Origin of the sequence: Vibrio cionasavignyae (assembly GCF_050337155.1) — a bacterium.
GTDB lineage: Bacteria > Pseudomonadota > Gammaproteobacteria > Enterobacterales > Vibrionaceae > Vibrio > Vibrio nomapromontoriensis.
On record NZ_JAKJSR010000029.1, the window covers coordinates 1 to 12,869 of the forward strand.

General features: G+C 43.5%; 12 protein-coding genes. 11 read left to right on the top strand and 1 reads right to left on the bottom strand.

Annotated features, from left to right (window positions below; translation table 11 throughout):
• Positions 1–276 precede the first annotated feature (276 nt).
• A complete protein-coding gene (locus L4D74_RS21155) occupies positions 277–495 on the bottom strand; it encodes a hypothetical protein (RefSeq protein ID WP_428754504.1) in 219 nt (72 codons plus the stop codon).
• Positions 496–980: 485 nt separating this feature from the next.
• Here L4D74_RS21155 and rfaD point away from each other — a divergent pair, with 485 nt between their 5' ends.
• From rfaD to L4D74_RS21210, 11 genes are all read left to right on the top strand, one after another.
• Entirely contained in the window at positions 981–1,925 is a 945-nt protein-coding gene (rfaD, locus tag L4D74_RS21160) for an ADP-glyceromanno-heptose 6-epimerase (RefSeq protein WP_428754505.1), read from the top strand.
• Between the two features lie 307 nt (positions 1,926–2,232).
• On the top strand, positions 2,233–3,192 hold the full coding sequence (locus L4D74_RS21165; protein ID WP_428754506.1) for a hypothetical protein: 960 nt from the start codon (positions 2,233–2,235) through the stop codon (positions 3,190–3,192).
• A 90-nt stretch (positions 3,193–3,282) separates the two neighbouring features.
• On the top strand, positions 3,283–5,064 hold the full coding sequence (locus tag L4D74_RS21170; protein WP_428754507.1) for a bifunctional glycosyltransferase family 4 protein/polysaccharide deacetylase: 1,782 nt from the start codon (positions 3,283–3,285) through the stop codon (positions 5,062–5,064).
• Positions 5,065–5,066: 2 nt separating this feature from the next.
• Positions 5,067–6,155 carry a glycosyltransferase family 9 protein gene (locus tag L4D74_RS21175; RefSeq protein WP_428754508.1) on the top strand — a complete coding sequence of 363 codons (1,089 nt, stop codon included), beginning with the start codon at positions 5,067–5,069 and terminating at the stop codon, positions 6,153–6,155.
• Positions 6,156–6,157: 2 nt separating this feature from the next.
• On the top strand, positions 6,158–7,207 hold the full coding sequence (waaF, locus tag L4D74_RS21180; RefSeq protein WP_428754509.1) for a lipopolysaccharide heptosyltransferase II: 1,050 nt from the start codon (positions 6,158–6,160) through the stop codon (positions 7,205–7,207).
• The gene (locus tag L4D74_RS21185) at positions 7,204–8,448 is read left to right on the top strand and encodes an O-antigen ligase family protein (protein ID WP_428754510.1); all 1,245 of its coding nucleotides are present in this window, start codon (positions 7,204–7,206) and stop codon (positions 8,446–8,448) included. Before waaF ends, L4D74_RS21185 begins: the two co-directional genes overlap by 4 nt.
• A complete protein-coding gene (locus L4D74_RS21190) occupies positions 8,445–9,263 on the top strand; it encodes a glycosyltransferase (RefSeq protein ID WP_428754511.1) in 819 nt (272 codons plus the stop codon). The genes L4D74_RS21185 and L4D74_RS21190 overlap by 4 nt, the downstream gene beginning before the upstream one ends.
• Entirely contained in the window at positions 9,260–10,219 is a 960-nt protein-coding gene (locus tag L4D74_RS21195; RefSeq protein WP_428754512.1) for a glycosyltransferase family 2 protein, read from the top strand. The genes L4D74_RS21190 and L4D74_RS21195 overlap by 4 nt, the downstream gene beginning before the upstream one ends.
• Complete coding sequence (locus L4D74_RS21200; protein ID WP_428754513.1) at positions 10,219–10,614, top strand: GtrA family protein; 396 nt, start codon at positions 10,219–10,221, stop codon at positions 10,612–10,614. The genes L4D74_RS21195 and L4D74_RS21200 overlap by 1 nt, the downstream gene beginning before the upstream one ends.
• A gap of 43 nt (positions 10,615–10,657) precedes the next feature.
• Positions 10,658–11,935: a lipid IV(A) 3-deoxy-D-manno-octulosonic acid transferase gene (waaA, locus tag L4D74_RS21205; RefSeq protein WP_428754514.1), complete on the top strand. Its 1,278-nt coding sequence runs from the start codon at positions 10,658–10,660 to the stop codon at positions 11,933–11,935.
• Between the two features lie 188 nt (positions 11,936–12,123).
• On the top strand, positions 12,124–12,864 hold the full coding sequence (locus L4D74_RS21210; protein WP_428754515.1) for a glycosyltransferase family 25 protein: 741 nt from the start codon (positions 12,124–12,126) through the stop codon (positions 12,862–12,864).
• Positions 12,865–12,869 lie beyond the last annotated feature (5 nt).

Genomic DNA, 12,869 nt, shown 5'->3' on the forward strand with positions numbered 1-12,869 from the left:
GTTCTATGGTTCTATGGTTCTATGGTTCTATGGTTCTATGGTTCTATGGTTCTATGGTTCTATGGTTCTATGGTTCTATGGTTCTATGGTTCTATGGTTCTATGGTTAACAAAAAGGCATACACCACTACAAGTCAAACACTTAACAACTAAAAATCACAACTTATCGCGCATTCCCATAGGGCCATAGGGCCGCTCTATCTCTTCTACCATAGGACCGCTTTTAAACCCCCCTTACGATACAACATGCAAGAGGAGCTTATATTTACAATAACGACTAAGGCGTTGTTGTTGTTGTTGCTGTGCTGTCATCCGAAGATGCCGCGGCAACAACGGTAACTGCTGCAGCAGCACCGACAGCGATAGCACCTGTTGTTGCTGCACCTGCAGCACCACCGGCAGCACCACCAGCACCAGCCGCGCCAGCTTCTGCTTCCGCAAACGCTGGGCTAGCCATACCCGCTGCAATCGCCATTACTAATGCGATTTTTTTCATGATTATATTCCTTTACTAAATTATCGATAATTCAGTGCACTCAGTTGAGCACCCTGAGTTGTCATGTTAGTAGAAAGTATAAAGTGTTGTAAATGAGTATTTTTTTACAATTTGCTGACAAACGGCGAGAAAGAGCGGGGAAGAGCGGTCCTGGGTCCTAGGAAAAGCGGGACAATGGTTCTAGGGTTAAGAGCGGCCTTGGTTCCTAGGGGGGAAATGACGTTTGTGCCGAAAATAGAACCAAAGTCACTACATGACAAAGCAATACAATAAAAAAACATAAAGATAAGATCTAAAACACTTCCACAGGCCAAAAAACCAACTCCCCTCCATAGCACCACTCCTAACCCGCTCTACCCCAGGACCATAGGACCGCTCTTCCCCGCTCTTCCCCGCTCTTAACCCGCTCTTCTCTCCCCTTATTCCCCCTTCCCCTCAAATCTTATATACTTAAACTAATTATCCTATTCAATTGGAAGAGTTTTATGATCATCGTAACTGGCGGTGCTGGCATGATTGGCAGCAACATTATCAAAGCGCTAAACGCAGCGGGCTTAAACGACATCCTAGTAGTAGACAACCTTAAAAATGGGCGTAAGTTCAAAAACTTAGTTGACTTGGACATTACCGATTACATGGACCGTGATGACTTCCTGACTCAAGTCATGGCAGGTGATGACTTTGGTCCGATTGAAGCGGTCTTCCATGAAGGGGCTTGCTCTGCAACCACCGAGTGGGATGGCAAATATGTCATGCTCAACAACTACGAATACTCGAAAGAGCTGCTTCACTTCTGTTTAGAGCGTGAAATCCCATTCTTGTACGCCTCTTCTGCCGCCACTTACGGCGAAACAACCGTGTTTAAAGAAGAGCGTGAATACGAAGGTGCATTAAACGTTTACGGCTATTCAAAACAGCAGTTTGATAACTACGTTCGCCGCTTAACTGCAGATGCAGAAGCGCACGGTGAAAAACTGTCGCAAATTACCGGTTTCCGTTATTTCAATGTTTACGGCCCACGCGAACAGCACAAAGGCAGCATGGCGTCGGTTGCGTTCCACCTTAATAACCAAATGAATGCCGGTGAGAACCCTAAATTGTTTGCTGGTAGCGCTCAATTTAAACGTGACTTTATTTACGTAGGCGATGTGGCGAAAGTAAACCTATGGTTCTTAGAAAACGGCGTGTCTGGTATTTTTAACTGTGGTACCGGTAATGCGGAAACGTTTGAAGCTATCGCTGAAGCAGCTATTAAGCACCATGGTAAAGGTGAAATCGAGAATATTCCGTTCCCTGACCATTTGAAAGGTGCTTACCAAGAATACACCCAAGCGGATTTAACCAAACTGCGCGCCGCGGGTTGCGATGTTGAGTTTAAGACGGTTGCGGAAGGTGTGGCGGAGTATTTGTCGATTGTGAACGGTAAGTAGCTACTAACATTTATATCTAGCATTGTTGTCACTCCCTTGAAAAAGGGAGTCTCATACCGCGTGCTGTGGAATGACGTTGGCTTTACGTTTTTCCCTCCTTTATTAAGTGAAGCACCCACTCCTGTCATCCTCGTTTTCAAGAGGATGACAGGAGTGGGTGTGGATGACTGTGTTAGGTAGAGAAGGCATAATAGAACTGAATCACGAAGGCGAATAAGAGTAAATAACCATGCCTTACAGTAGCAGCCACCCTATTCTGCTTATTTAACTGTGAAGGTCCACAAAACGATTTAAAGGTTGGTGACAAATGAAATTAGCTATTCAATTTTTTGGGCATTTACGAAGTTTTCGTGAGACACATGAATTTGTTAAGAATAACATTTTAAGTGTTTATGACTGCGATGTGTTCATGCATACATGGTCAGAAGAAGAGCATTCTGACCCTACCTGGCATCACATGCAGCAACAAGAATCAAAGTTGACAGATAAAGCAGAAATTAGCCAATACTACTCATTAAAAGGGTTGGAAGTTGAGGACAATAGCATCATTCAAGAAGATGGTTTTTTCAATTTAAACAACAACATATCTCTACGTGGCTTAAAGGCAATGTTGTATTCTCAAAATAAAGTAAATAAAATCAGAACCAACTATCAAAACGAAACTGGTGTGGAGTACGATTATGTTATCACTTTAAGACCAGATATTATGCCCTTAACTAAGTTGGATCTATCTGTATACCAGGCTGAGTTTGAATTTACGTCAAAATGCTCGATTCATTTTTCCAATGGTGCACACTCACACTTTCAAGAAACCAAATCCATCTATACTCCACTAGCAAGTGATTTATTTTTCATAGCAAAACCAAAAACCATGGATATGCTATGCGATGCCATCAATGATTTTAAACGTTACTTCGTTGACTTTTCTACTGTCAACCCTGGAGGCATAGCCTCGCCAGAAGGCTCTTTTATTGAACGGCTGCATCATAAAGGGGTTCTTCCTCGCTTCTATGCACTGCCTTATATCGTAAAAAGAACCTCTGGCAATAATCATTTGATCGCGGGAATGCGACAAATGAAGTTTTATCCTCATAAAGTCACTATTCCGGACTTTGTCCAAGACAAAATGGCATATCAGGATACTTGGCTGCTTCGTTGTTTCGCAAAACTGTCCACAAAGCACATTCGCAAAGTCCAGAAAGAACTAATTCGTACTGCGAGAAAAATACAATACTTTGCAGACAGATTAGATCATAAGAAGCAGTAGCTATTCATACTACCTGTCCTTTCTTGCAAATAGGATGGTTGTTATACTTATCTCCACCAAAAAACGTTTTCTTATAAAGGCTCCCAGTGTATGAATATTTTAATGGCTCTGTCACAACTTGAAGTTACTGGAGCCGAGGTTTACGCCACTACCGTTGGTAATGAGCTAACCTCTCGCGGCCACATAATATTCTATGCTTCTGATACACTGACCAAGCCACATAACGGTACTTTCTTTAAGTTAGGTTTTAATAAGCGCAGTATCCCTCGTCGTTTCTGGCACGTTGGTTATCTGATCTATCTTATCAAGAAGCACAATATCCAATTGGTGCATGCCCATTCTCGCGCGTCGAGCTGGAGCTGTCATGTGGCGTGCAAGCTCACTGGTACGCCAATGGTGACCACGGTTCATGGCCGTCAACCTGTGCATGCGTCGCGTAAAAAATTTCATGCGATGGGTAATAAAGCGCTGCCGGTTTGTGAAGCGATTCGTGACCAATTAGCCAATGACCTCAATGTGCCTTTAGAGCAGATGGAAGTCAGCCGAAATGGCATTGAGACTGAGCGTTTTCAATGGTGCCCAGCCCCTGCGAATACTAAATCTACGCAAGCTAAACCAGTGATTACTATTGTCGGGCGCTTAACGGGACCAAAAGGTGAGCTTTGTTATCGCCTATTGGATGAATGCTTGGACTTGAAACGCTATCAGGTGCAAGTGGTATCTGGCTCAACATTTGAGCCTCGCTTTGAAAAATTTAAAGACCGCGTCACCTTCACTGGCTATACGCATGATGTACCGAAAATGCTCAGCGAAGCGGATTTAGTTATTGGCGCGGGCCGTGTGGCGATGGAATCTCTGCTGTGTGGTCGCCCTACTTTGGCGATTGGTGAAGCACAATGTGTTGGCATCGTTAATCCAAACAACGTTGCCAACGCGATGGCGAATAATTTTGGGGATATTGGTCCACAAGATCTGGATATCGATTTTGCGGCGATTCCAAGCATGATCGAGCAAGGGTTGTCGACGCCACATTGCGATGAAGCCACCAGCCAAATTATTCGCGATAATTACACGCTCACTAAGGTCGTCGACCAAGTTGAGCGGATATATCAAGATATCTATGTCGATACGCTGCGCCGTGAGATGCCAGTGATCATGTATCACCGCTTTATTAGCGATGACAGTGGCAAAGGTGTGCATGGCACTTACCTACACATTGATATGTTTGAAAAGCACCTTAAGCTGCTCAAACGCATGGGCTTTGACAGCCTGACTTTTGAAGACTTGCAAGATGGTCGCCTTATCCGTCGTTTAGACGCGGGAAAGCGCTACATCATGATTACGGTGGATGATGGCTACGCCGATAACCTTGAGCTAATGCTGCCAATGCTGGAAAAATACGGCTTTAAAGCGGTGGTTTATGTGGTCACAGGGGAAACCTTTAACCGATGGGATGTTGAAAACCCAAGCAACCCAGAAAAGTCTGTGCCACTGATGAATGCTCAACAAGTAAAGCAGCTTGCAGCCTCGCCACATATTGAAATTGGTGGTCATACCCTAACGCATCCTAAGTTAGATACGCTCAGCGATGACGCGCAGCGCGTCGAAATTCTAGAGAACAAACAAACGCTCGAAGCCTTGCTAGGCAAGCCGCTTACCTCATTTGCCTACCCGTTTGGTGAGCACAATCAAGCTTCGAAAGATATTGCGAAAGAAGTCGGCTATCAATACGCGGTCGCGACCAATTCTGGGTCATTGCGTTTTCATGAAGACCCGTATCAAATTCGCCGTATTGCGATCTTCCCAAGAACCAATGTGCTAGGGTTGTGGCGTAAGGTGCGTGGCAATTATTTATTTAGAAAGGTGAAATAGTAATGAGGGCTCTCATTTCTCGGTTGCAGTTACTGCGCGATCAAGTAAGACGAAAATTAGGCATTATCTTATTCGATAGATATAAGCCTTCACTACCTCTCGATACAGAGAAATTGCAGCATATAGTCTTTTTGCGTACTGACGCCAAACTTGGCGATGCTTTTGTCTCCTCTTTTGTTTTTCACGGCATAAAAGCTCACTACCCCAATGTAAAATTGACGGTTGTCACTGCACCAAATATGCGTGATTTATTCTTGAATCACCTTGGTGCAGATTCAGTCATAGATCTAAAAAAAAGACCGAGCTACAAAGACATCACCAAGGCATGTATTGAGATTGGAGAGTGTGATTTATTAGTTTCACTTAACCTTAACCTTAAAATGAAAGACCTGTTTTTTCTTAACCAATGTAAAGCAAAGCACATCGCAGGATTGGACGACTCTCTCAATGCCATCGACATCAAACTTGGGGCAGCAACACAAGGGCTTCACTTTGCTGAACGCTTTGGATCTTTGCTGGAAAAGATTGGAGTACCAGCTCACCCAGCGCACTATGTCATTCCACAAACCGAAGAATCTAAATTCTGCGCTCGGACTTTTATTGATACCCATTCCTTACAGAAGTTTTGTATTATCAATGCTTACGGTAGCGGCAGTCCAAGGAAGCTTAATACACAATCCGTGGAAAAACTGATCGCGCTCGTCAAACAGAACAGTCCTGAACTATCCGTTATATTGATTTCAGCACCTGACACATTTGAACAAACTGAACAAATGATTCAAGAGCACCAATTAGACGCAATTCACTATAATATCAGTAAAACGATATTTGATGTGGCAAGCCTCATTGCGGCAGCTGAGTTTGTGGTCACAGTTGATACTGCTATTGTGCATATGGCATCTGGGTTACGCATTCCACAACTCGCACTTTATAACCCAGATCCTGCAAATTTTAACCAGTGGCACCCTAACTCAGATTTGGCTGTTACCAGCATGGCGTCGCATTGTGCTGTGCCCGATATTAATGCCCTAGACTGGCTAGACGTAGAGCAAAAGTTGGTGCAGCTCATTCTTAAGAATAAAGATATCTAACTATGAAAATTCTCGTAATAGGTCCCTCTTGGGTCGGTGACATGGTTATGTCGCAAAGCCTTTATACCGAGCTAAAGCGCCGTAATCCAGCGGCAACAATCGATGTCTTAGCACCAGCATGGTGCAAGCCCATTTTGCAGCGTATGCCGGAAGTGACTAACGCCATTGAAATGCCGATTGGCCACGGCGCCTTTAACCTAATGGGTCGCTGGAAGATTGGCCGTAGCCTTAAAAAAGAGGGCTATACTCACGCCTACATTCTACCAAACTCGGCTAAATCTGCGCTTATTCCTCTGTTTGCAGGTATTCCCAAGCGTATTGGTTGGAAAGGTGAGATGCGTTATGGCCTATTAAATGACTTGCGCCCGAACAAACGTATTTTCCAATATTACGTAGAGCGTTTTGTCGCGCTTGCATCACAACGCGATAACATGCTTGATGAAGTCTCTCTCGCAACATGCCCTCGCCCACAGCTTTCTATTGATAAGACGATTCAGCAACAAGCTCTGGACAAATTTCAGCTCACCGTCCAGCCAACAGGTCAGCTTACAGCGGGGCGAACGGCCATCGGCATGTGCCCTGGTGCCGAGTTTGGTCCGGCAAAGCGCTGGCCAGATCAGTACTACGCCGAAGTAGCGCAGCATATTATCAATAATGGTCAGCAGGTCTGGCTATTTGGCTCAGCCAAAGATAGGGAGGTTACGGAAAAAATAAAAAATAGCCTAACCGTAGAAGCTCAGCAGCATTGCTTTAATCTTGCAGGTGATACCTCGTTAACCGAAGCGGTCGACTTACTGGCGGCGTGTGATACCGTCATTAGCAATGATTCTGGTTTAATGCATGTTTCGGCGGCTGTTGGTTGTAAGATTATCGCCATTTATGGCTCAAGCTCGCCTGACTATACGCCACCACTTAGTGACAATGTTCAAATTATTAACACGGATATTGAATGTCGCCCGTGCTTTAAGCGAGAGTGTCCGTTAGGGCACATGAACTGCTTAAAACTATTATCGCCAAATACTGTTATCGCGAGATTAAAGAACCAACCATGATTTCTGACGCCACTTATAACCGGATTACCGCTTTCACAGTGATCTTTACATTCTTAACGTTATTCATATCAAAAGCTGGTATGAATATTGCTTTTATCTTGATTCTTTTAACCACTATTATTGGTGCTCTCAACAAGCGACCTTTGCTTTCTGATGTCAAAAACCATCGAAAACTATCCTTCCTATGCTTTGGTATGTATATACTTGGCGTCATCGTCACTCTACTCTACCCACTTGGTATGCAAGATTTGGCATGGTTTGCAAGAAAAGGAGCCTTTTTACTTTTGCTTCCTTTTTTGATCCCTATGGCAGAACAGCATCATAATAAAGCCGTCAAAGCTTTACTTGCTGGTGCACTGATTGCTTTGACCTATAGCGCCTATCTTTATCTAACAGATCAAGCTCGCGCCGATGGCCGAGTACAAAGTTTTTGGGATATTGGTCGCTGGAGTGAAATGCTCGCGTACTTAATCGCAACGATCACTCCACTCATATATATCAAAGAAAGCACAAACTCTCTTCAACGAGTGGGACTCGGCGCCCTTTCTTTGATGGCATTCATCGCTCTACTGGCTACAGGGTCTAGAGGACCACTACTCTTTTTGATGGTTAGCTTATTACTGTTTTTAGCATTTAAGAACCGTCTCTTATTTTTGGGTAGCATCATCACTCTCATCGCAGCATTATTCTTGATGAAAGATTCCTCAACGTTTGCCCCTCTGTATGAACGTATCGCTAGTATTACTGCTAGCGATAATATTTCGAATAATTCTCGCCTTCTTCTTTGGCATCATGGTATTAGCTTTAGCTTATTCAACCTACAAGAACACCGAGAAATATTCCTCTTGGGCACCGGTGACGCTCAGCTAAGACCTCTCTTCACTGAGTACTTAAATTCCGTTGCTTCCATTGAAGAGATGCAAAAAAGTGTTGGCAATCAGATGTCTCTAAGTGACTTTCACAATCTCTATCTTGATAACTTAGTACGAATGGGGTTCATCTACTCTATTAGCTACTTAGCCATGATTATGTTTATCATTTCATCCCTTGTCACAGCGATTAAACAAGGCCACAAATACGCTTGGGCTGGCCTTACTCTCATTAGCACATACTTAGGTATTGGCTTGGTTTATAGTAATAATTTAGAGTTTCAAACGGCTATATTTCTGTTTATGCTCACTCTAATTTTGACGTGGCCTACTCACTCTGTAACAAGCCCTGATCTTGAGGCGATAAAATGACAGCAAAAAGCATTGAAGTAATTATGGCTGCGTACAATAACGTGACTGATATGCAGTTGGTCTTTGAGGGTTACTTAAATCAAACGGAGCACAATTTTTCAATTTGCATTTGCGACGACGGTTCTGGACCAGAAGTGAAGAGTCTTATTGATGACTACTGTGAAAAAGGCCTTAAAGTCAGACACCTGTGGCAAGAGGACCATGGCTTTAGAAAAGCCAAGGTTGTTAACCAAGGCATTGCTTCGTCATCAGCGAAATTCATCATACTCACTGATAATGATTGTATTCCTTCACGACATTTTATTAATGATTACAGCAAGATTTTAAGAAATGACACGATGTTTTTTGGTCGTAGAGTTGATCTATATGAACCATCTAGCAATATTATTAGAAAAAATACAGAAAGCTTACATTTGCTCGACAACCCTGTTTGGTTACTCATGCAAGCTGCTCGTAAAGGCCTAAAAAGACCAGAGATGGGCATACGCTTTCCTCTGTTTGTTCGTAAACTATGGAATCAAAAGAAGCGAGGAGCTATTGGAGCCAACCTTGCTATACCTAGACAGGCCTTACTTGATGTCAATGGCTTTGACGAAGATTATGAGGGTTATGGTATGGAAGAGTCCGATCTAGTTTGGCGCCTTAGCAAGAATGGCATCAAAACCCAAACGGTGTTAGGTCAATGCGCCCTATTTCACCTTTATCACCGTGAAAAACAGCAAGGCCCAGAAGCAGGAATTATGTTTGAGCAGAAAAAACTACTGAAACAAATTAAATGCCTAAATGGCATAAAAAAAATAAGGCCGAATAAATGAATAGTCAACCAACGATTTCCATTATTTGCCCATGCTACAACGAAGAACAGGTCGTCGGGCTATTTATGGAGCGGATCAGTAAGGTCCTTGCTGATTCCCAATATAGTTACGAAGTTATCTTTATCAACGACGGTAGCAAAGACAATACACTAACGACCATCAAAAAGCTGCAGCAACAATACTCGGCAATTCGCATCATCAATTTGTCCCGCAACTTTGGTAAAGAAGCGGCCCTTACTGCTGGTATTGATAGCGCGCGTGGTGAAGTACTGATCCCTATTGATGCAGACTTACAAGATCCACCGGAGCTCATTCATGACTTTCTTCGTAAGTGGGAAGAAGGCTATGATGTAGTGGTCGCAAAGCGAGTCGATCGCAGTACCGATTCATGGGCGAAAAAATTCTCTGCCGAGCTATTCTATAAGTTCCATAATGCGGTTGCTCAAGTCGAAATCCCTGAAAACGTTGGCGACTTTCGTTTAATCAACCGTCGTGTGGTTAATGCTATTCAGCTGCTACCTGAGAATCAACGCTTTATGAAAGGCATTTTCTCATGGGTGGGATTTAAAACGGCTGTGGTTGAATATAAACGAGAAGCGAGAGAAGCAGGTGAGACCAGCTTTAACGGTTGGAAATTGTGGAATTTCGCCCTCGACGGCATTACCAGCTTTAGCACCGCACCTCTGCGTATTTGGCTATATGTGGGTGGGTTTATCTCAGCACTGTCTTTTATTTACGGTAGCGCGACCATAATCAAAACCCTGATCTATGGTATCGATTCTCCTGGTTATGCCTCTTTGATTACGGTTATGCTGTTTCTAGGGGGCGTACAACTGATTGGTATTGGCGTGATGGGCGAATACGTTGGCCGTCTTTATATGGAATCAAAACGCCGACCGACTTACATTATTGAAGAAGACAGCTTGAAAGAGCACCTAAAACAAGGCTCTAAGTAATGCGTTCACTGTTAGATAGGCTGCTGCAATATCGTATTGTACGCTTTGCTCTAACGGGAGGGATGGCAACCGCTATACATCTTGTGGTTGCATTTAGCTTTCTGCACCTCATTCAAGATAATGTGCTGTTTGCCAATATCGCTGGCTTTTCTTTGGCCTTTATTTTCTCTTATTTCGCCCAGACTTTAATTGTTTTCAAGAACAAGGTGAATTGGGGCAATGCCCTGCGATTTTTCATGGTGCAATTTGGTGCTTTGTTGGTTTCTCAGGGGATCAGTGAGCTGTTTTCTGATCTCAATAGCTATGTTCGTGTGGTGATGGTTGTGGTGATCCTCCCAATAGTGACTTATGTTGTTCACAAGGTTTGGACATTTTCAGACAAAACCGTCGCCTAGCTGAGTTCGTCGTCCGGTATTATTTTATCAAGAGAATATCACTATGCTGCGCTTAATCTACAGTCTACTCCTTACTCTCGTCGCTCCAGTGTTCCTATATGGCTTATTTAAAAGTAAACCAGGAAAACCTGCGGTGGGAGCGCGCTGGAAAGAGCATTTTGGTTATACACCAGCTATTAACACTGAAGCAACTAGCAACAACAATAAGCCCATCGTATGGTTTCACGCCGTTTCTGTCGGTGAAGTTATTGCGGTCACACCATTGATTAAGCGCTACCTAGCTCAGCATCCAGATAAGCAAGTATTACTGACCACCACAACACCAACTGGTGCAGAGCAAGCTGAAAAGCTTGCTCCTGAGGTTATACACCGCTATATGCCCCTTGATTTCTCCTTTGCTGTTCGGGGGTTTCTTGCAGCCATTAAGCCTGCTCAATTAATTATTGTTGAAACTGAACTTTGGCCAAACATTCTGCACGAAGTGGCAAAGGCAGGTATTCCCGTCTCAGTGATTAATGCACGCCTTTCCGAACGCTCGTGCCTGCGTTATCAAAAAATATTACCGATATTTCGCTGGCTATCATCTAAGCTTGACCATGTGCTATGTCAACATGCCGATGATGCCTCTCGCTTTTTAAGATTGGGGATAAATTCAGAAAAGGTGCAAGTTACAGGGTCGATCAAATTCGACATTTCAATTGATGCCGATGTTCAATCCAAAGGGAAGGCCTTACGAGAAAACCTAGGTACTAATAGAGCAGTGTGGATAGCAGCTAGCACGCACCAAGGTGAAGATGAGCAAGTGCTTGCAGCTCATAAACTTTTGCTGGAATCCCATCCCAATGCTTTGTTAATTTTGGTCCCGAGGCACCCTGAACGCTTTAATCAAGTAGCAGAATTATGCCAAACACAGGGGTTTGCTTTAGTGCGCCGTACTGAAGCAAAGACGGGAATTAATTCAGAATGCTCTGTGTATCTAGCGGATACTATGGGCGAGATGATGATGCTACTTGCTGCCAGCGATATCTGCTTTATGGGCGGCAGCTTGGTAGGGAAAAAAGTCGGTGGGCATAATTTATTAGAACCTGCAGCTGTCGGGCTCCCATCCATAACAGGCCCGAGCTATTACAATTTCACTGACATCACTACACAACTTGTTGCTAATAACGGTTGCGCTATTGCTTCTAACATAGAAGAGATCGCAGCCACGCTTGCAGATTGGCTTAGCCAACCTGTATTGCTTAAAAGGATGGGAATCAATGCGCAGCAGGTTGTTAACGATAATAAAGGCGCGCTGGATCGCACTCTTAGTACCATTTAACGACTCGTTTTAACGCCACGGAACTTAGGTGCAAACATTAGGTGCTAAATCTTATTAGAAGAGACACTCTCTTGAGCATAAATAAAAACTAGAAATCGCTTCAACCTACTTACCATAGCAACCATAGCTAAGCATCACCACATATGGCATCATTAATGGTCACTAAAGTAAGTTTGCGGATAAAAGATATGAAAGTCGTTGTTATTAGCCTAAAGAAAGCCGTTGAACGTAGGGAACGAGTTACATCAATCATGGCCAAGAAAGGCATCAGATTTGATTTTTTTGATGCTATCGATGGGCGAATCGGGCTCCCTGAAGATTTACAACACTGCCCTGACGATATGCATCGAATTATATTTCGAAGCCGCCCTTTATCTTTAGGAGAAAAAGGGTGTTTTGCTAGCCACTATCGATTGTGGCAACAATGCGTCGAGCTCAATCAACCCATCCTTATTCTTGAAGATGACTTTTATCCTACAGATAGCTTTGATTCTGCGCTTTCCCAAATAGACGAAACATTCAAAGAGTTAGAGTATTTAAAAATAGAAACTTTCATTACTCCCTTCTGTAAGCTCCAAAAGCCCACAAATACCCTTCAGTTAAGTCTACTTCTCGACAACTCGAAAGGTGCTACCGGTTATGCTTTATCGCCGTCAGGAGCTAAAAAGCTACTGGCTCATGCTGAGCGTTGGACTTGTGCTGTCGACAATTATATTTCTTATTCATATATACATGGTGTCACCAACTTCGGCCTAACTGAACCCGCAATCTTCGCGCCACATGACCTGGGCACTTATATACAACTTGGTGAGAATACAAAAAAAACACCACTATACTTTAAATTAACTCGAGAGCTTCATCGCTTTTATCGCTTTGTCCGATTATCCGCCTACAATCGAAAATTAAAACGAATGCTTCCGATAGAGTAACCAAC